General features: G+C 63.7%; 15 protein-coding genes and 1 pseudogene. All 16 read left to right on the forward strand.

The window, feature by feature from the left end; genetic code table 11:
* Positions 1 to 352 precede the first annotated feature (352 nt).
* A complete protein-coding gene (gene mnxG, locus TMS3_RS17725) occupies positions 353 to 6,133 on the forward strand; it encodes a manganese-oxidizing multicopper oxidase MnxG (protein ID WP_407691626.1) in 5,781 nt (1,926 codons plus the stop codon).
* A gap of 109 nt (positions 6,134 to 6,242) precedes the next feature.
* Positions 6,243 to 8,222, forward strand: coding sequence for a cytochrome D1 domain-containing protein (locus TMS3_RS17730; RefSeq protein ID WP_025166630.1), 1,980 nt, complete (start codon positions 6,243 to 6,245; stop codon positions 8,220 to 8,222).
* Positions 8,223 to 8,275: 53 nt separating this feature from the next.
* Positions 8,276 to 8,935, forward strand: a complete 660-nt coding sequence (locus tag TMS3_RS17735) for an SCO family protein (protein WP_025166631.1) — start codon at positions 8,276 to 8,278, stop codon at positions 8,933 to 8,935.
* Entirely contained in the window at positions 8,932 to 9,561 is a 630-nt protein-coding gene (locus TMS3_RS17740; protein WP_025166632.1) for an SCO family protein, read from the forward strand. The genes TMS3_RS17735 and TMS3_RS17740 overlap by 4 nt, the downstream gene beginning before the upstream one ends.
* A gap of 14 nt (positions 9,562 to 9,575) precedes the next feature.
* Positions 9,576 to 11,138 (forward strand): cytochrome c/ABC transporter substrate-binding protein, encoded by a 1,563-nt coding sequence (locus TMS3_RS17745; protein WP_083491786.1) that lies wholly within the window; start codon positions 9,576 to 9,578, stop codon positions 11,136 to 11,138.
* A 17-nt stretch (positions 11,139 to 11,155) separates the two neighbouring features.
* Entirely contained in the window at positions 11,156 to 12,127 is a 972-nt protein-coding gene (locus tag TMS3_RS17750) for a peptidylprolyl isomerase (protein ID WP_025166634.1), read from the forward strand.
* Between the two features lie 238 nt (positions 12,128 to 12,365).
* Positions 12,366 to 12,932, forward strand: a complete 567-nt coding sequence (locus TMS3_RS17755; protein ID WP_025166635.1) for a response regulator — start codon at positions 12,366 to 12,368, stop codon at positions 12,930 to 12,932.
* A gap of 67 nt (positions 12,933 to 12,999) precedes the next feature.
* Entirely contained in the window at positions 13,000 to 14,715 is a 1,716-nt protein-coding gene (locus TMS3_RS17760; protein ID WP_025166636.1) for a GspE/PulE family protein, read from the forward strand.
* Positions 14,696 to 15,496: a hypothetical protein gene (locus TMS3_RS17765; protein ID WP_025166637.1), complete on the forward strand. Its 801-nt coding sequence runs from the start codon at positions 14,696 to 14,698 to the stop codon at positions 15,494 to 15,496. Before TMS3_RS17760 ends, TMS3_RS17765 begins: the two co-directional genes overlap by 20 nt.
* 1 nt (position 15,497) lies before the next feature.
* On the forward strand, positions 15,498 to 16,043 hold the full coding sequence (locus TMS3_RS17770; protein WP_025166638.1) for a pilus assembly protein: 546 nt from the start codon (positions 15,498 to 15,500) through the stop codon (positions 16,041 to 16,043).
* Positions 16,030 to 16,578 carry a GspMb/PilO family protein gene (locus TMS3_RS17775; RefSeq protein ID WP_025166639.1) on the forward strand — a complete coding sequence of 183 codons (549 nt, stop codon included), beginning with the start codon at positions 16,030 to 16,032 and terminating at the stop codon, positions 16,576 to 16,578. The genes TMS3_RS17770 and TMS3_RS17775 overlap by 14 nt, the downstream gene beginning before the upstream one ends.
* Positions 16,578 to 17,126 (forward strand): hypothetical protein, encoded by a 549-nt coding sequence (locus tag TMS3_RS17780; RefSeq protein WP_025166640.1) that lies wholly within the window; start codon positions 16,578 to 16,580, stop codon positions 17,124 to 17,126. Before TMS3_RS17775 ends, TMS3_RS17780 begins: the two co-directional genes overlap by 1 nt.
* A pseudogene (locus tag TMS3_RS17785) lies at positions 17,123 to 18,958 on the forward strand (secretin N-terminal domain-containing protein); the annotation flags it as partial. The gene TMS3_RS17780 and the pseudogene TMS3_RS17785, both read left to right, overlap by 4 nt.
* A gap of 429 nt (positions 18,959 to 19,387) precedes the next feature.
* The gene (locus TMS3_RS17790; protein WP_025166642.1) at positions 19,388 to 19,861 is read left to right on the forward strand and encodes a type II secretion system protein; all 474 of its coding nucleotides are present in this window, start codon (positions 19,388 to 19,390) and stop codon (positions 19,859 to 19,861) included.
* Between the two features lie 4 nt (positions 19,862 to 19,865).
* On the forward strand, positions 19,866 to 20,240 hold the full coding sequence (locus TMS3_RS17795; RefSeq protein WP_025166643.1) for a type II secretion system protein: 375 nt from the start codon (positions 19,866 to 19,868) through the stop codon (positions 20,238 to 20,240).
* Positions 20,227 to 20,751, forward strand: coding sequence for a type II secretion system protein (locus TMS3_RS17800; RefSeq protein WP_025166644.1), 525 nt, complete (start codon positions 20,227 to 20,229; stop codon positions 20,749 to 20,751). The genes TMS3_RS17795 and TMS3_RS17800 overlap by 14 nt, the downstream gene beginning before the upstream one ends.
* Positions 20,752 to 20,761 lie beyond the last annotated feature (10 nt).

Raw genomic sequence — 20,761 nt, forward strand, 5'->3', positions numbered from 1 at the left:
TGCCGTCATTTGCGCGCCAAGCCGGTGATTGGGGCCTGCGCTTCAGCGACACACTCCAACGGTATACAACGACTCGCTCACGGGACTTTGTTGGCTGGCCCTGGCGGGGCAGGAGTGGGCGAAGAGTGGGGGAAAATCCCCAAAGTGGTTTTGGCTGTTATGTATACCTTTGAATAATAAAGAAAATATTAATGGCATAGGGGTTGCTTGGAAGGGGGTGTCAATTCCACCGGTGTTGATTAACCCGAACTCGAGGGCCGCCAAGATGAACCGGAAGAGCGCATCCACAAGGGCCAATATTCAGCCTCGCCATGCTTCTGGTGGCGCTCAGTTAGCGGGCATCGGTGGCCTGTTGACGCTCATCGTGGCTGTGTTCCTGCCTGTACAGGGCGCTGAAGCGGCGATCAGTTGCGCGCGCAACCTGGTCGCCGACGTGGTGGCGATCGACCAGCCGCTGATGTTCAACCGACTCGGTGCGCAGAACGTCAACGGCATGATCTTCGCGCTGCGCAGTGATGTGGTCGATGACCACGACGTGCCACTGAACAAAGGTGGCCGCGCCGTGCCAGGCGAGGTGCTGTTGCGCCCCGACAAGCGCCCGCGGCCTTTGGTGCTGCGCGTCGCCGCGGGCGATTGCCTGCGGGTCAACCTGCAGAACCTGCTGACCGCCACGGCCAACCCACGGCACAACGAGGTGGAGGATGAGCTGCAGGTAGACGATCAGGTGGCCGACCGCCATATCGGCTTCAAGGTCACCGGCATGCAGGCGGTCGATTCGATTGCCGACATCGCCGCCAACACCGGGCGTAACGGCAACTTCCTGCTGGCGCCGGGGGCAAGCCGCAGCTACAACTTCTACGCCGAGCATGAAGGTGCCTTCGTCGCCAGCAGCGACGGCGCCACCTTCGGCGGAGAGGGCAGCGCCGGCAACGTGTCCAACGGGTTGTTCGGTCAGGTCGTGGTGGTGCCGAAAGGCGGGCGTACCTATCGCAACACCCTGACCGAAGAGGATCTTCGCCTGGCCAGCACGGGTCGCACCCCGGCCGGCCAACCCATAGTCGATTACGAGGCGCGCTACCCGATGCGCGAACCCTGGATCAGCGAAGGCAAGGCCGGCACGCCGATCCTGAGCATGATCGATGGCAACCAGATTATCGCCAGCCATAGCGATGCGATAGTCCTGGGGCCGAATGCCGATGGCAGTTTCCCACCCTCGACTTATCCGCTCGAAAGCATGGGCAAACGTAACCCGGCACTGCCCAATCGACTGGAACCGTTCCGCGATTTTTCTGCGATCTTTCATGACGAGAGCGTGGCCGCGCAGGCTTTCCCCGAGTATTGGGCCGACCCGGTGTTCGGCCATGTGCTGCAGCCGACCCGTGATGCCTTCATGATCAACTATGGCTCTTCCGGTATGGGTGCCGAGGTGATCGCCAACCGCCTTGGGGTCGGGCCGATGCACGACTGTTTGTCCTGCGCCTATGAGGAGTTCTTCCTCAGTGCCCACGCCGCTGGCGACGCCGCGATGCTGGTGGATGTACCGGCCAACGTCGGCCTGGAAGGGCTGCGCCCGGGCCAGGTGCCGCCGCAGGACAGCACCGGCATCAAGGCGAGCATGGCGCTGTACCCGGCCGAACCATCCAACGTCAGCCACAGCTACATCGGCGACTTCGTCAAGTTCCGCAACACCCACGTCGGCCATGAACAGCATGTGTTCCACCTGCATGGCCATCAGTGGTTGTTCAATCCCAATGACGACAACTCCGACTACAAGGATGCCCAGGGCATAGGCCCGGGTTCGGGTTACACCTATGAAATCGCCTACGGTGGTTCGGGCAACCGCAACCGCACGGCGGGCGATGCGATTTATCACTGCCACTTCTACCCACACTTCGCCCAGGGCATGTGGGCCATGTGGCGGGTTCACGATGTGCTGGAGGAGGGCACCCGGCTGGCGGTGTCGGCCGAAGGCGAGGACGGTTTCCATGAGGAGCCGTTTGCGCTGCGCAGCGGTTTGCCGGCGGCGGGCGCCCGGGCCTTGCCCGATGGCGAAATCATCGCCGGAACGCCGATCCCGGCGGTGGTGCCCTTGCCGGGCAAGGCCATGCCGCCAATGCCGGGCAAGGTGGCGGTGGTGCCGAAGATCAGCGGCACGCTGCTGGCCGGGCATGACGACGATGAGCCCGAAGATGAGTCGGCGCATGACGACAGTGAGCACGGCCGGATCGTCGGCTCGGTGGCGCTGGTCGATCGCAGCGAGGCCAACCGCAACGCCGATGGCAGCTTGAAGAACCCGGGCTTCCCATTCTGGATCGGCGGCATCGAAAGCACGGTCGGTCAGCGGCCCACCACGCCGCCGCTGGATATGCTCGCCCCGGCCCTGGCGCAGTCCCTGCGTGACAGCGGCAAGGCGCTGTGGGCCTCGCTCGACCCGGCGCAGGCGGGGGGCTGGGACGGTGGTCTACCACGCCATGCGCTGGACGGCTGGGCGGCCGGCGGCGAAGCCGAGGTCACCACCAGCGCGCTGGATTTCTCCAAGGTCATCCACAAGGCTAAGGCAGTCTTCTATCCGGAAGAGGGTACCGACGTCGAGCAGGCGGCGATGGCCTACCACGCCAAGCCCTCGCACCCGAGCTTCGCGGTGATGCCCAACCTGGACGTAGTGGCCAGCGATTTTCGCACCAACGGCGCGTTGCCGGTCGGCGGCGCTCCCTACTATGAACCCTGCATGGATGACCGGCAGATGCGCCTGACCGCCGGGGGTGGGCGCGGGCAGTTCTTCAGTGGCGAGCCGGGTGGGACCTCGTTCAGCGGCTCCTCGGTGTTCACTGCCGATCGGCCGCGCATCTACAAGGGCGCGAATATCCAGTTCGATGCGGTGTTCAACAAAGTCGGTTATCACTTCCCGCAAACCCGCATTCTCAGCCTGTGGGAGGATGCGGTGCCGGTGATCAACAAGCAGCGTCCGCCAGAGCCGCTGGTGATGCGCATGAACACCTTCGACTGCACCATGTACCACCACACCAACCTGATTCCGGCGCTCTACGAGCTGGATGACTTCCAGGTGCGCACCCCGACCGACGTGGTTGGCCAGCATATCCACCTGCCGAAGTGGGACCTGACCGCTGCCGATGGCTCGGCCAACGGCTGGAACTACGAGGACGGTGTGCTCGCGCCGGGGGCGGTGGTCGAGCGTATTCATGCGATCCGCGCATTCAATGGCTGCGAGCCCGGCGATCCGCGCGAAGGTAGCGCGGACTGTCCAGTGGCCAAGAGCCATCCGTACTTCGGGCAATTCGGACGGAGCGACTGGCTCGGGGCCCGAACCACCATGCAGCGCTGGTTTGCCGACCCGGTGGTGAACATCCATAACGTTGATCGCGGCCTGGGTAATATCTTCACCCACGACCACCTAGGCCCCTCCACCCATCAGCAGATCGGCCTGTATGCCACCGTGCTGACCGAGCCGGCGGGCTCCAGTTGGTTCCATGCGGAAACTGGCGAGCCGATGAACAGCCGCAGTGATGGCGGGCCGACCTCCTGGCAGGCGGTGATCGCCACCGGGGATAACAATGGTGACGGCAAGAACGACAGCTTCCGCGAGTTCTTCCTGGAGTTCAGCGACTTCCAGCACGCCTATGAGGCCGGCGTGTATGTCGGTGCGGGTCCCGATGGTATCCCCAACGCGGCGGCCTACCCGACGTCGACCGAAAGCTTCCGCTATGCGGTCAATCCACCGGTGCGCAAGAGTCCGAATTCCGGCGGTTTGCTGGAGTCGGTGATCGAGGCCGCAGGTGGCGAGGTACCGGGTTGTCCGAGCCGGCCGTGTCCGCAGGCGATCTCGGCGGACGATCCGGGCATCTTCGTGGTCAACTATCGGCATGAGCCGGTGGGGCTGCGCATCTACGACCCGAATCGCATTGCCCCGGACGGCAAGCCAGGAATGCAGGCCGAAGGGTTGGCCGGGGACCTGGCGTATGCCCTGCAAAGCCGCACCGATCGGGCTATTCCGGCGCTGAACCTGGCGCCCAGTGCCATCAGCTCGGCCGTGGGGCCGACCGGGGCGAGCACGACCTTTCCGCCGCACATCAACCAGGCGGGGGATCTGCCCGGTGACCCGTTCACGCCGCTGTTGCGCTCTTATTCGGGAGATAACGTGCGGCTGCGCACGCATGCCGGCGGCCACGAGGAGGCGCACAACGTCACGCTGCATGGCATCAAGTGGTTGCAGAACGGCAGCGGTTACGGCAACGACTCCAACTCGGGCTGGAAGGCTTCACAGATGGTCGCGCTGTCCGAGCAGATGGGCTTCATGGCGCCAGTGTCGATGATGTCCAGTGCCATCGCCGAGACCGCCGACTACCTGTACTCGATGGATGCTTCGCTGGAGGGCTATTGGACCGGCATGTGGGGGGTGCTGCGCAACTACACCATTAGTCGCAACGACCTGTTCGCCTTGCCGAATAACCCGCGTCCGGTGGCCGCGCGTAACACCCTGGCCTTCGACGGCGTGTGCCCGCTGTTTGGCCCCAATCCCAACGGCATCGGTACCCGTTCGACTCCGCAACGGCGTTATGAGGTGGTAGTGGCGTTGGCCAACGACATCCTCGACAACCCGCTGGGCCTGACCCTCGACGACCCGCAGGGTGCGGGCATGCATGTCGGCGCCGCGCTCAATTCGGCAGGTGGCACCCTGGTGTTCAACCCGCGCGCGGTGACCATTCCACAGGTCACGGTGGTCGATGACGAAACCGGTGCCACGACCACTGTCGGCGGCCAGTCGGGACCGCTGCACGATCCGACCGCGATAATGTATGTGCGCAAGGACGACCTCGACCCGCTCACCGGAAAACTCAAGGCCGAAGTCCCGGTCGAGCCGCTGGTGCTGCGCGCCACGGCTGGCGAGTGCATCACCATCAACCTGGAGAACCGCCTGCCGGAAAACATGCCCGACCTGCCGGACTTCAACATCATGCAGGGTGTGGTCAAGCGCGACCGCAGCGGGCAGGAGGGGGTATCGACCTTCAACAACAACCTGATGCGCCCGTCCAGTCATGTCGGCCTGCATGCGCAGTTGTTGGCTTACGACATCACCCAGTCCGATGGCTTCAACGTCGGTATCAACCCGGTGCAGACTGTGGCGCCGCGTACAGCGGGTGGCGCCTATCAGAGCAGGACCTACCAGTACTACGCCGGTCATCTGGAGCGTGAGGGCCGGCCGGTCTCCCAGACCCTGCGCAACCTCGACAAGATCACGGCAACGCCGATCGAGTTCGGCGGCTTCAACCTGCTGCCGGCGGACATGATCAAGCAATCGCAGAAGGGACTCGGTGGCGCCATGGCGATCCTGCCAGCGGGTTCGACCTGGACCGAGGATGCCGGAATGCGTGCGGCGGCGACCGTGCAGGCACCGGGGCAGGCGGAGTACCGCGACTTCTCCCTGGTCATGCAGAAAGGCGCGAGCATGCGCTGGGCCAACGGCCGGCCGGTGCAAAGCATGGCCGCCGAAGGGGTAGGTGTGCCCAGCGATCCAGAGGACAACTCGGGCATGAGCCTCAACTACAAGAGCGAGCCACTCTGGTACCGCTTCGCCAAGGCGCCGGATGCGCCCTTCGGCATGGCGGGCGGCGGCGGTTGGGGCGATATCGCCAACGTCCATATGGCCTACAGCAATGCGCTGGTGGGCGGCGATCCGGTGACGCCGATACTCAGGGTCAAGCCCGGCCAGCCGTTCCGTACCCACGTGACCATGCCGGCGGGCGGCAGTCGTGCGGTGTCCTTCTCGCTGGATGGGCATGTCTTCGCCCAAGAGCCGTTCGAGTCGGAAAAAAACGATGCCTACGGTTACCCGTTGCAGTTTTCCGGAATCGGCTCGGTACGTTTCGGTTACAACCCGATGACGCGCTATAGCGGCGCCCAGGAGAGCGTGTTGCCGGCTGCCCACTTCAGCTTCCTGTTCCCCAGTGCCGGGGGCAGCAATGCACTGCCGGGTGACTACCTGTATCGCGATTACGCGGCGTACGGTAACGCTGGTGGCTTGTGGGGCCTGTTGCGGGTGGAGCAGGAAAGTGCCGTGCAGGTGCCGCTGGCCACCCCGCCCGAGCCGACGCGAGTCAGACGCACCGCGCGCTAAACGACGCCTGGTTGAGCGGTCTGGCAGGCCGCTCAACGCGGGTTCCGCATCATCGACGGCTGGCCGAGCGCGGCCAGCCTAAGGGGACATCGCAGTGAAATCCGTACATATGCTGGTGTTGTCTGTCGGTATGAGTCTGCTGCTGGTGGGCCGTCTTGAGGCGGCCGCGTCACCCAGCACGGCTGCACCCACAGTAGTGGCCGCAACCTCGGTGCCGACGGATCTGGTCGCGCAGCATGCAAGCGCTCGCGGCCACCTGGAACGGGATGGCGTGGCCATCGATTTCGAGGCGCGTCCGGTGACGCCGGGGGGCACGCTGACCGAAGGCCAGTTCGCCGATATCCGTTTTCGCCTCAGTGATATCGCGTCCGGGCAGCCGCTGCGCGGTCAGGCGCCCGGCGCCTGGCTCGACAAGGCGCTGAGCGTCAATGGCCAACAGACCGCGCAACTGTCCTGCAAGGCCAGGATAGGCCAGTATCTCAGGGGTGCGGTGGGCGTACGGCCGCTGCTCGACCTCAACAGTTACTACCTGCTGATCCTCAATAAGGACCCGAGCATCATGGTGATCGACCCACTGACCTCGGTGGCCGGGATCACCAGTACGCTCAGCCGCATTAGCCTGAAGAAGGCGCCCATGGACTGGGTGGCCAGCGCCGACGGCAAACGCTTGTTCGTCTCCATGCCGGATGCCGGGGAAGTGGCGGTGATCGATGCGGAAGACTTCAAGGTGCTGGGCAATGTCGCGGCCGGTCAGCAGCCGGTGCGCGTCGCCTTGCAGCCCGATGGCCGCTATCTGTGGGTGGGCAACAATGCCAGCAGCGATGCCGACAGTGGGGTGACGGTGATCGATACCGAGACGCTGCAACCGGTGCTGAGCGTGGCCACAGGCCTGGGCCACCATGAAATCACCTTCAGCGAAGACTCGCGGCATGCCTTCGTCACCAGCCGTGACGCCGGTACGCTGACGGTGTTCGATGTGGCGACGCTCAAGGTGTTGCGCCAGATCCACACCGGACCGCACCCACTTGCCGTGGCGCAGTCAGCGCTGTCCAAGGCGGTGTATGTCGCCGATGGCAAGGCCGGCACTATCACCGTGATCGACGCGAACAGCCTGAAAACCCGCAAGGTGATCGAGTTGCAGCAGGGCATCGGCCCGCTGCGTTTCTCTCAGGACGGGCGCTATGGCTTCGTCCTCAATACCCTGCAGAACAGCGCCACTGTGATCGACGCCGGCAGCGATGAAGTCCTGCATAGCCTGGATGTCGCCGCCGAGCCTTATCAGCTGATGTTTACCCGTGGCTTTGCCTACATTCGCGGGCTGGCCTCGCCCAAGGTGTCGATGATCGACCTGAGCTCCTTAGGCAAGGACCGCCAGCCCAGCGTGCTCGGCTTCGAAGCCGGGCGGCAGGCGCCCAAGCTGGCCGGCGATCTGCCCCTGGCGGAAAGCTTCTCTGCCGCGCGCGACGACGCCGCGGTGTTCGTGGTCAACCCGGTGGACAACACCACCTACTTCTACATGGAAGGCATGAATGCGCCGATGTTCGGCTACCTCAATCGCGGTCACACGGCGCGGGCGGCCAGGGTGGTCGATCGCAGCCTGCGCGAGGAGGAACCCGGGGTGTTCAGTGCTCGGGTCAAGCTGCCGGCCGCCGGCCAGTTCGATGTGGCCTTCATGCTCAATCAGCCGGAAATCTTGCACTGTTTCACCGCCGAGGTGCAGAAGAGCCCCGAACTGGAACTACTGCGCACAACCCCGCGCGTCGAGTTTCTTCTCGACAGCCCAACGGTAAGCGTTGGCACCCAGGTCGCGGTGCGCTTCCGGGTGCTTGCGGGCAGCCTGGACCAGGCGCAAAGCGGCGTCGAGGACATGCGCCTGCGCTACTTCCTGGCGCCGGGCGCACGGCCGCACGAGGTGGCGGCCCATGAAGTAGCCGATGGGGTTTACGAGGCCAGCGTAGCGATCCAGCAAGCCGGTGCTTACTACCTGCATGTAGGTTCGACTTCACTGGGGGTGAAATTCGGAGAGCTGTCATACGCCAGTTTGCGCGCCCGAGCTGAACCCATCGACCTGGTAGAGGACAGGCCCTGAGCCGGGTGCCGCTTCGTTTGCCCGTTTTACGCCACTGTCGTAGGAGAACAACCATGGCCAACTATGTGCTCAAGTTCACTGCTGCACTGATCGTGCTGGGAGTGGCTGCCGGTCCGCTTCAGGTCCATGCGACGCAAGACCATTCCGCTCATCAGGTTCAGGCACTGCCTCCTGCTGGCACCCCGGTACGTTTCGCCGATGTCACCCTGACCGATCGGCAGGAACGCCCGGTTCGCCTCAAGGATGATCTGGTGGCGGACAAGATCGTGGTGATGGGGTTCATCTACACCAGTTGCACCACGGTGTGCCCGGTGATCTCGGCGATCATGCAGAAGGTGCAGACGCAGCTTGGCGAGCGGGTCGGCGCACAGGTGCAACTGGTGTCGATCAGCGTCGACCCGCTGCGCGATACCCCGGCCCGCTTGCGCGAATATTCGCTTCGCTACCGGCCAGGTCCGGGCTGGGCCTGGTTGACCGGGTCGGTTCAAGCAGTCACCGACACACTGAAAGGGTTGGGCACCTGGTCGGCTGATTTTGCAGATCATCAGCCGGTGATCATGGTCGGTGACGGGCGCAGCGCGCAGTGGACCAGCTTCTACGGCTTCACCGATCCAGCAGTGCTGGTCGCCAAGGTCGAGGCGCTCAGCGCCGCGCGTGAACACGGGACACATGTAGCCCATCAAGCATCCATCGAACAGGGAGTTCGACCATGAACCTGATTAATTCAATCGGCCTGGCGCTCGGCGCAGGTCTGCTCAGTTCGGCAGTACTGGCCCACTCAGGCCATGAACAGCCGCAACCCAGTGCTAGCCCGGCGGTGCAGGAAGTGAAGGGCGGTCGCACCATGGATGCACGCAGCTATTTCACCGACAGCCGCCTGCTCAATCAGGACGGCCAGGAAGTGCGCTTCTATAGCGACGTACTGGACGGGCGGGTGGTGCTGCTCAACGTGATTTTCACCCGCTGCGAAGATGCCTGCCCGCTGATCACCCGCAAGCTCAAAGAGGTGCGCGACGCCTTGGGCGAAGATGCTGGCCGGGTGCATTTCGTCTCGCTGAGCAGCGACCCTGAGCATGACTCACCGCAGGCGTTGAAGGCTTACGCGCGCAAACACAGTGCTGATGATCCGAACTGGACGTTCCTCACCGGGCCGAAGGATCAGCTCGATGTGGTGCTGGCCCGTCTTGGCCAGCTGTCGCGCAGCCCGCAGGAGCACTCAACGCAGCTGATCGCCGGCGATGTCGCCCACAAGCGTTGGAGCAAGATCCGCCCCGATGCGCCGGTACAGGCGATTGCCCAGCGACTGCAGCTCTTGGCAGAACCTGTCGCCGGACGTTAGTCGGGGGAGAAGGCATGATGACGCACTGGCCATGGTTGTTAATCGGATCACTGTGCTGGACGGCGATGGCAGCGGCGCTGGAGTTGACGCCGCAGGAGGCCGCCGGCAAGCGTATCTACCTCGAAGGCACGGGTTCATCGGATGCGCCTATCTATGCCCTGGTCGGTGCCTCTGATACCTCGATACCCGCCTCGGCATTGCCCTGCGGCAACTGTCACGGTGCCGATGGCCGTGGCCGCCCAGAGGGTGGGGTGCGACCGCCGGATATTACCTGGCAGCGCCTGACTAAGGCGTACGGCCAGCGCCTCGACAGTGGCCGCAGTTATCCGGCCTATGACGAAGCCGCCCTGGTCCGGGCCTTGAGCGAAGGGCGCGATCCGGCTGGCAATCGGCTCGACCCGGCGATGCCGCGCTTTGTCATGTCATTGCGCGACATGACTGACCTCAGCGCCTATCTCAAACGGCTTGAGGACGACCGCGACCCCGGCCTGGAGGACGAATTGCTGCGCATTGGCACGTTGCTGCCGGCCAAGGGATCGCTGGCCGCGTCGGGCGAAACGGTTGCCGCGGTACTGGCAGGGGTGATCGGCGGAATCAACGATGCGGGCGGAATTTATGGCCGCAAGCTCGAATTGGTGATTGCCGACCCCGGCCCGGATCGGCGTAGCGCAGAGGCGGCGCTGCACCGGCTGCTGGCGCAGCGGATATTTGCCCTGGTTGCCCCGCTGGCGCCGGCCTTCGAGGGGCACTTTGCCGATCTGATCGAAGCCAGCGGGCTGCCCTTGATAGGCCCCTTGACCCAGCTGGCCGAGGAACATTCCAGTCGCCTGGTGTTCGATCCGCTGCCCGGGCTGCGTGAGCAGTTGTTTGCCCTCGGCGACTATGCCAGTGCTCATCTCGAGCTGAGTGATCCGCTGGCGTCGATCGTCTATCCGCAAGACAGTCGCTTACGGCCTCTAGCAGAAGCATTGGAGATTCGCCTGCAAGGTCAGGGTTGGTCGCGGGTACGGCTACTCGGCTATCGCCCGGACAGCCTGGAAAACATGGCCGATCGGCTTCCTCGCGAGACCCAGGCGGTATTCTTCCTGGGCGCTAGCGATGCATTCGCCGCGTTGACCGAGCGGCTGCGCGACGCCCAGCCCAGTCCTTACCTGTTTGCGGCCTCGACCCAGGTGGGCGCTGCAGCGATGCAGGCCCCACGGCGCTTTTCCGATCGACTGTTCCTCTCCTACCCCTTCCTGCCGGGTGATTGGACCCCCAGTGGGGTTGCCGATCTGCTTGAAGTGCGACAGCGTGGCGGGATAGGTGGCCAGCATGCGTTGATGCAGGTCGGGGCCTACAGCGCGGCCATGTTGCTGGGTGAAGGTTTGAAGCGGGCAGGGCGTGATGCCAGCCGGGAAAAACTGGTGACCGCGCTGGAGAACCTACACGACTTTAATACGGGGCTGACGCCAGTGCTCGGTTTCGGACCCGGAAAGCGCGTGGGGGCGGCCGGGGCGCATATCGTCAAAGTGGATATTCAAGGCCAGCGTTTCTGGCCCACCGGGCGTTACATCAGAGTTGATCCCAGGCTGTAACACAGGAGCAGCGGACGATGAAAATGGCGAGTGGTGTACTGAACTGGCTGATCGCCGCTGCGCTGCTCGCAACAGGTGCTCCGCTGCAAGCCGGGGAAGTGGGGGTAGCTGCACGGGTGAACGGTAGCGCGATCAGCAATTTTCGTCTCGAGCGGCATTTCGCCGACTATCTCATTACCCAGCGTCGCAGCGTCGGGGCGATCCGCAGTCCGAGCACCTACAAACGCCTCAAACGTGAAGCCTTGCAACAGTTGATCGACAAGGAGTTGCTCTGGCAGGAGGCCCAGCGGCGGCACATCGTGGTCGAAGATGCGCAGGTGGAGCAGGCGCTGGAGGCCAAACGCTCGGCCTTTGCCAGCGCAGAAGCGTTCAGCCGGGCTCTGAGCGAGTCAGGTTTCGATGAATCGAGCTACGCCACTTACCTGCGCCATGAACTGGCCGCCAGCCAAGTGCTGTTAGCGATGAGCCAGCCAGCGGCGCCAGCCGATGAGGAGGTGCGCCGCCTGTTCGAGGAGAACCGCGCACGCCTGGTGCACGCGGAACTGGTCCGCGCCCGCCATCTGCTGCTGTCGGTGCCGCCTGGAGCCGACGCCGAGAAGGAAGCCGAGGTCGAGACACGGATCCGTGAACTGTTGCAGGAGATTCGCGCCGGTGCGGATTTCGCGGAATTGGCGCAACGCCATTCAGACGACAGCAATGCGCAGCAGGGCGGGGACCTGGGCTATTTCCCTCGCGGCCGGATGGTCCCCGCATTCGAGACTGCGGCATTCGCCTTGGATCCAGGTGAAGTCAGCGAGCCGGTACGAACGCCGTATGGCTGGCACCTGATCAAGGTCGAAACACATCGGCCCAGCGAACCGATCGACGAAGTGCAGGGCTTGGCCATCGTGCGCCAGATGCTGCTTACTCAGGGGCAGGCTCAGGCCCGCGAGGCTGCATTGTTGCGACTGCGCGAGGCCAGCAAGATCGAAGTGCTGACGGCGCTGTAAGTCCCCCGGTTTTCCCCTGTATTGTCCCCAGAGTTGGGGGAAGCTTGCCGGCTTACCCGGAGTTTTCCCCAATGAACATCCCATTGGTTTCGGCTTCTCCATTTTTGTTGTTTCAATTCATAAAGATAGAGTGTTTTTTTAAAGACACTTATACCTGGCATAGCCTGTGCTTCTGTACAACTAAAGGCACACTCCTAGAGCCAGGAATCCACCGAGCCTTTCGCATTAGGAGTCTCCCTTGGCAAATAAAGTATTGGTGGTCGAGGACGAGAAGGTCCTCGCACAAAACCTTAAGGCCTACCTCGAGATGCTGCACTTCGAGGTGCAGGTGGCTCATGACGGCGCCGGTGCCATTGGCCTAACGCTTAATCAGGATTATGTACCGGAGGTGATCGTGCTCGACTTCCGCTTGCCGGACATGGATGGCTTCCAGTTGCTGGATGCGATTGGCCGGCGCTTCGATTGCAGGTGCGTGCTGATCACCGCCCAACCGACCTATGAGGTCTACGACGGGGCCGTCCAGCGGGGTGTCGGTTATGTCCTGTTCAAACCCTTTCCACTGGCGGAGCTGGGCCGGGTGGTTAGCCGGCTGATGAACCCTGATAGCGAAGAGCCGGTAGTCATGGACGGTCAAGAAAAGCTTGAAGTGTTGATCGAGCGGCGGCGCAAGAAGGCCGCGAGCTTCCCCTTGCAGATGTATGACGGCAACTGGGTCCTGGCGGACCGCCGTGGCCCGCTGGAGAGCCAGGCACCGACGCAGGATACCAAGGAGCAACGCTTGCTCAATGAAGAAGGGTCGCAATAAGTGTACGGCTGAACCTGGTGGGCGCTGTCGATGAACGATGTGCCCTGCGGATGTAGGAGAGCCTTTCATGGAAAATCTTTCCCTTGTCGTGGCGCGAGTGCCGGCGCCCGCCGCAGAGCGGCCTGAGGCACCTTTCGACAGCGAATTATTGCGCCGCGCTCAGGCGTGTCGCGAGGCGCAGGGCGACCGCCTGATTGAGCACCTGCAGAAACTGGCCGGGCTCGACGCCGCGACCTTCACCCGCCGCCTAGGCGCAACTCTGCGCTACCCGACGCTGGACAGCGAGACCCTGTTCAGCTGCAGTCCGGCTTTCGATCGGGTAGCCCTGGCTCAGGCGCTCAAGCGCGAGTTCGCCATGATCCATATGGGCCAGGCCGTGGTCGGGATCTTCGCCGATCCTTTCGAGGCCGCACGTCTGGCCTGGATCGACGAGTGCCTGCACGGTGCGCCTCTTTATCTGGTGCATTCGGACGATCTGGCCGCCTACCTGGCGCGGCATGAGGAGAGTGTCCACGCCATCGATACGCTGACCCCGCAGGCGAGTGAGTCGGTCGACAGCGAAATCGTCGAAACCCTCTCGCTGGCACGTATCAGCGAAGACTCCAGTGTGGTGGTCAAGCTGGTCAACTCAACGCTCTACGATGCGCTGAAAATGCAGGCCAGCGATATTCACCTGGGCATGACCGGTAGCGGGCTGGTGATCAAGTACCGTATCGACGGCGTGCTCAGCAGCATCAACCGGGTGCAGGGCCTGGAGATCGCCGAACAGGTGATCTCGCGGGTCAAGGTGATGGCCGAACTGGACATCGGTGAAAAGCGGGTGCCCCAGGATGGCCGCTTCAAGGTCGGCATCAGCGGCCGGCAGATCGATTTCCGTATTTCCATCATGCCCAGCATCTTCGGTGAGGACGCGGTGCTGCGGGTGCTCGACAAGCAGGACCTGGCCGATCAGGTGCAGGGCGTGCGCCTGGAAGCGCTGGGCTTCGAGACGGCGACCCTGGACAAGCTGCGGCGCTTGGCGGCCGAACCCTATGGCATGGTCCTGGTGACGGGGCCCACCGGCAGCGGCAAGACCACCACCCTGTACGCCATGATCACCGAGATCAACCATGGTATGGACAAGATCATCACCATCGAGGATCCGGTCGAATACCTGCTCCCCGGGGTGCTGCAGATCCCGGTCAACGAGAAGAAGGGGCTGACCTTCGCCCGCGGCCTGCGCTCGATCCTGCGGCATGACCCGGACAAGATCATGGTCGGCGAGATCCGCGACCCGGACACCGCCCAGATCGCCGTGCAGTCGGCGCTCACCGGGCACCTGGTGTTCACCACCATCCATGCCAATAACGTGTTCGACGTGATCGGCCGCTTTGCGCAGATGGAAGTGGACCCCTACAGCTTCGTCTCCGCGCTCAACGCGGTGCTGGCCCAGCGCCTGATCCGTCTGGTCTGCCCGGCATGCGCGGTCAGCATCACCCCGAGCCGCGACGAGCTGCTCGCCTCGGGGCTCGACCCGGCGGCGGTCAAGGATTATCGCTTCGTGCACGGCGGCGGTTGTGGCCGTTGCCGCGGTACCGGTTATCGCGGGCGCACGGCGATTGCCGAGCTGTTGCAACTGGATGACGAAATTCGCCAGCTGATTATCGAACGTCAGCCGATTGCACGAATCAAGGAACTGGCCTGCCGCCGAGGTCTGCGTCTGCTGCGCAGCTCGGCGCTGGAGTTGGTCCGCGATGGCCGTAGCACGCTGGAGGAGATCAATCGTGTCACTTTCGTCGCCTAAGTCCTACACCGCCGTGCTCGGTGCCCACAGTGTCGGCCTCTACCGGCGACTGCGCGAGGGTAGTGAGCTGCTCGGCCGCGCCGAGTTCAATACCGCTCAATACCCCGCCTGGCCAGCTGCGGCAGATGCCCTGGCGGCTTTGTTGCAGGCGCATGCTCAGGCCGGCGGCGAGCTGCGTGTGTTGCTGTCCAATCACTTCACCCGCGTGCTGCTGATTCCCTGGGTCGAGCAAGTCACCTCGCCGCAGGAGCTGGCCAGCTACGCGTGCATCTGCTTCGAGGATATCTACGCCGAACCGGCCGCGGGTTGGACGCTGCGCCTGTCGCCCGAGGCCGCCGGCCGCGCACGGCTTGCGGCGGCGTTGCCGGACGAGCTGCTGGGGCGCCTGCAAAACCAGGCCAAGAGCGTCGGCTGGCGTCTGCTATCGGTACAGCCCTATCTGATGGCGGCGTTCAATCGCTTCAGCACGGCCGTGGCGCAAGACGACTTCCTGTTCATCGTCGCCGAACCCGGACGCAGCAGCTTGCTGCAGGCTCGAGATGGCCACTGGACGAGTGCGCGCGCGGTGTCGCTGGCCAATTCGGACGCTGCATTAAATGCCCTGATCGCCCGAGAATGCGCGCTGCAACGGCTGGATAGCGCGGAGTCGGCGACGGTATACCTGCATACCCCAGGACGGCTCGAGCCGTTCGACAGTGTGGCGGCGCAGCACCTCGATCGGCTGTGGCCGTTGGGGCAGGGCGACGATCTCCTGCACGCCATGAGCCTGGTGGTGAACTGAAATGCGCCGACTCGAACTCGACTTCCAGCGTCGCCAGATCGCCAGCCCACTAGGCTGGGGCTTGTTGGCGGCGGGCCTGCTGGTGAGTGCGCTGACGTTGCTGGGACATCTGCATCTGGCCGAACTGACGGCACTGCGCGCAGGCGAACTGCGTCATATCGAGGGGTTGTTGCAGACCGGTGGTGCCGGCCTGGCGCCGCTGTCTGCCGGCGAGAGCCGCGCACAAGCGGCCAGCCTGGCGGAAATGCACCGCGTCTCGGCGCAAATGAACCTGCCTTGGGCAGCCTTGCTCACGACCCTGGAGTCGCTGCAGCGCAAGGACATCGCCCTGTTGTCGCTGGCCCCGGATGCGCGCAAGGGCCAGTTGCGGATCTCCGCCGAAGCTCGCGATCTGCAGGCCATGCTGGCGTTTCACCGCAGCCTGGAGCAGAGCGTTGAACTGCGCGACGTCTCGCTGCTCAATCACGAGGTCGTCACCCAGGTGGCGGAACGACCGATTCGCTTCAATCTACTGGCAACCTGGGAGGTCAAGGATGCGCATCCCTAGGCTGATCCTGCACGAACATCTGCAGCGGTTGGGCTGGCCAGGGCTCTGTGGCGCCAGTTTGCTGCTCTTGGCGCTGGCGTACGCCGGGCTGGGACTGCTGCCGGGGCGTCAGGCACTGGACGAATTGGTCGAGCGTAGTGTGCGTGGCGAACAACAGTTGGCACGCATCGCCAACGGCACGCTGGCACCCTCCATGGCACCGGGGCAACAACTGGACGCCTTCCTTCAGGCCTTGCCCGCGCAACTGGATGCGACCTCGGCGATCGATCGCATCTATGCCCTCGCCAGCCAAGAACGGATTGCCCTGGACAGCGGCGAATATTCGCTGGGCATCGACCCCAAGACCCACCTGGCGCGTTATCAGATTCTGCTGCCGGTGCGCGGCAGCTACCCGCAGCAACGGCGTTTTCTCAACGCCTTGTTGAGCGAGGTTCCGGCGCTGGTGCTCGAGGATCTCGAACTGAAGCGCAAGCAGATTGCTGAAAGCGAACTCGAGGGTCGGCTGCGCATGACCCTGTACCTGTCGAGGTGGTGATGGATACGCGACGTAAGCTGTACTGGCTGGGTTTTCTCGGCGTCGCAGGGCTGCTGGCGCTGATCCCCGAGTATTTCTTCGAGGCGGACAAAGCGCCAACCCAGCCGCCGCTGGTCAAGTCGAAACAAGCCGGTGGCCCGCTCAGCGTGCTGCGTTCGGGCGAGCTGCCTGCCGCGGCGCCCGCCGCTGAGCTGTCACCAGGCCGCCAGCAGGCGGTGGACCAGGCCAGCCGATCGCCAGCCGATCTGTTCGCCGTGCACAGCTGGTACGTCGCCCCAGCCCGGCAACCTGTCGCCTTTACCCCTGTGGCGCCACCCGTGCCAGCGGCGCCGGTATCGCCGCCGCTGCCTTACGCGTTTCTCGGCAAGCTGGACGACAGCCAGCGCGTACGCGTGTTTCTGCTGCGCGGTGAAACCATTTTCACGGTGTCCGTGGGCGATGTGATCGAGGGTACCTACCGGGTCGAGCGTATCAGCGGGACAGAGATGACCTTGGTCTACCTGCCGTTGAACAGCACACAGTCGTTGTCTGTAGGGAGCAGTTTATGACCATGAAAGTCCGCGCCTCGAGTCTTGTCCGGGTCCTGCTGCTGGGGACTGTGCTGTTGGCCGGCTGCGCCAGCGATGCGATCCGTCGCGAAGGCGTGGGATTGATCGAGGAGGGCCATTACGAGGAAGGCCTGGCCCGCCTGGAAGAGGCCGTGCGCCAAGATCCTCGCAATACCCAGGCACAGATCGCTCTGACCACCCAGCGTGCCGAGGTGGTGACCAAGTTACTGACCCAGGCCGATCAGGCGCGCAATCTGCGCGATTATCCAACCGCACACGCCGGGTACCAGCGGGTGCTGGCTATCGAACCGAACAATTTTCGCGCCGGCGAAGAGCTGAGACGAATCGAGCAACTGCGCAACCTCGCTGAGATGCACCAACAAGGGCAGGCCGCCTTGCGCCGCGGTGACCTGATCGGCGCCCAGCAGCAGATGAATGCGATCAATGCGCTCGAACCGCAGAATCCGGGTGCCCTCGAGCTGCAACGGGGTATCGAGACCGTGCGTGCGCGCACCGCAGTGCCCTACCCACAACTGCGCTCCAAGCTCGATCAGCCGGTGACCCTGGAGTTTCGCGATGCCAGCCTGAAGATGATCTTCGAAGTGCTGGCCGAAACCGCAGGGCTGAATTTCATCTTCGACAAGGATTTGCGCCCCGACCTGAAGGCCACCATCTTCGTGCGACAAGTGGCGATCGAGGATGCAGTGGCGTTGCTGCTGCAACAGAACCAGCTGCATCAGAAGGTGGTCAACGACAACACCATCTTCATCTACCCGGATACCCCGCAGAAGCTCAAGGACTACCAGGATCTGGTGGTACGCACCTTCTACCTCACCAATACCGATGCCAATACCGCGCTGAACATGGTCAAAGGCATCCTCAAGACCCGCGACGTGTTCGTCGACGAACGCCTCAATACCCTGACCATGCGCGACACCGCCGATGCGGTGCGGATGGCCGAGAAACTGTTCATGGCCCATGACCAGTCCGACCCGGAAGTGGTGCTCGAGGTCGAGGTGATGGAAATCTCCCGTCAGCGCATCCTCGACCTCGGTCTGCAGTGGCCGAACACCTTCGGTGTGGTCAACGCGGATGGCGGTGCGGTGAGCATCTTGAGCCAACTGCGCGGGATCAACTCGGATCGCATCTCCATAGCGCCGTCGCCGCAGCTGCGCATCAACGCCCAGGACAACGACATCAATACCCTGGCCAGCCCGGTCATCCGGGTCAGCAACCGTCAGCAGGCGCGGATTCATATTGGTCAAAGAGTGCCGATTGTCAGTGCCACCTCGGTGCCCTCGACTCAAGGCCCGGTGATCACCGAGAGCATCACCTACCTGGACGTCGGCCTGAAGCTGGAAGTGCAGCCCACGGTGCACCTGAACAATGAGGTCGCGATCAACGTGGCCCTGGAAGTCAGTAATGCCACCCCGCTGGAAGCCACGCGCCAGGGCACGATTCCAGTACAGATCGATACCCGCAATGCGGTGACCACGTTGCGCCTGCACGATGGCGAGACCCAGGTGCTGGCGGGGCTGGTGCGCAACGACCACGGCGCGACCGGCAACAAGATTCCCGGCCTGGGCGATATTCCCGGCATTGGTCGCCTGTTCGGCAGCAACAAGGACACCATCGGCAAGTCTGAGCTGGTGCTCTCCATCACCCCACGGATCATTCGCAACCTGCCGTACCAGAGCCCTTACGACCTGGAGTTCTTCTCCGGTACCGAAGGCAGCATGCGGGTACGCGCGGCCAACATGCGCGCCGCCTCGGCGGCTGGCGTGGAGCTGACCGTGGACACGCCAGCCACGCCGTTGGCCACGGCGCCGGTTGCCGAACCACTGCTGCTGAGCTGGATTGGCCCGCGTGAATTGGGTGCCGGGGAAGAGGCGATCATCGTACTGCAGGCACAGACCGGTCAGCCCCTGCGCAGCTCGACCCTGCAGGTGGCATACGACCCGGCAACCCTGCAGGTGCTTGAGATACTCGAAGGCGATCTGCTGCAGCACGACAGTGCACCGACCTCGTTCTCGCCACGTCTGGACGAAAGCACCGGCACCCTGTTTGCCGCACAATCGCGCGCCACCAGTCGTGGCGCCACGGGGGAGGGCAGCTTGCTGCGCCTGCGTGTGCGCGCGCTGCAAGCCAGTCGCGACAGCATGCCGGTGCGACTGGTGAATTTCTCGGCGCTGGGGCAGGCCAATCAGTTGTTGAGTGCGGCCTTGCCTGCATCCCCAATATTCACGGTCAGGCCTTGAGTCATGCGTCGGCCAGTGCGCGGTTTCTCGCTGATCGAGGTGGTCATCACCATGGCCATCATCGCGCTGCTCGCGAGCATCGCCGCTCCGTTGACCGAGACGGTGGTTCGCCGGGGCAAGGAGCAGGATCTCAAGCGCGCGCTGTACCAGGTTCGCGATGCCATCGACGCCTACAAGATTGCCGCCGACGCGGGACACATCGAGAAGTCGCTCAGCGGTTCCGGCTATCCGCCTTCGCTGCAGGAACTGGTGGATGGGGTTCGCGACCTGCGCAGCGTCAAAGGTAACCGCATCTATTTCCTCCGGCGGATTCCCCGTGACCCCTTCGCCGACTCGCGATTGTCGGCGCTGGAAAGCTGGGGCCTGCGTTCCTACACCAGCCCTGCGGATGATCCGCGAGCAGGCGAAGACGTCTTTGATGTCTATTCCCTGGCCCGCGGTACGGGCCTCAATGGTATTCCTTATCGGGAGTGGTGAAATCATGCGACGGCATTCGGGCTTCACCCTGATCGAACTGCTGGTGGTCATGGCCATCATCGCCACCCTGATGACCATCGCGGTACCGCGCTACTTCTCCAGCCTGGAGAACTCCAAGGAAACCACGTTGCAGCAGAGCCTGGCGGTGATGCGCGAGGCGCTCGACCAGTTTTACGGCGACACCGGCCGGTACCCGGAGTCGCTTGAAGAACTGGTGGCGCAGCGCTACCTGCGCAGCCTGCCGCAGGACCCGATCACCGAGCGCCGCGATCTCTGGGTGATAGTGCCGCCACCCGAGAGCGCCCCAGGCCAGGTCGGCGATGTCAGAAGCGGTGCCACTGGGCGGGCGCGGGACGGGAGTCTGTATGCGCAGTGGTAAGACTCTGGCCGCGGATCAGCGGGGTTTCACCTACCTCGGTGTGCTGTTTCTCATCGTCTTGATGGGCGCGGCGCTGGCCGGAGCAGGGCAGCTCTGGTCGACCGTCAGCCAGCGGGCCAAGGAGCGTGAGTTGCTCTGGGTGGGCAGCCAGTATGCCCAGGCGCTGCGCAGCTATTACCGGCGCTCGCCAGGCGTCGCCTTGTATCCGCAGAGCCTGGACGAGTTGCTCGATGACCGGCGCTTCCCCGCGACGCAGCGACACTTGCGCCGCCTGTACCCGGACCCGATGACCGGCAGCAGCGAGTGGGGCCTGGTTCGCTCCTTCGATGGGCGTATCGCCGGGGTGTACAGCCGCGCGCAACAGCGGCCGCTGAAACAGGCGCATTTCCCGGCGCAATGGGTCGATTTCGAAGGCATGGGCAGCTACCGAGATTGGCAGTTCGTCGCGGAAAAGGCCTTCCTGATGGATGCGAGAAGTGGCCGACGCGATCCACAGAGTGGCACCAGATGAACACGGCGAC

This window comes from Pseudomonas taeanensis MS-3 (assembly GCF_000498575.2).
Classification (GTDB): domain Bacteria; phylum Pseudomonadota; class Gammaproteobacteria; order Pseudomonadales; family Pseudomonadaceae; genus Aquipseudomonas; species Aquipseudomonas taeanensis.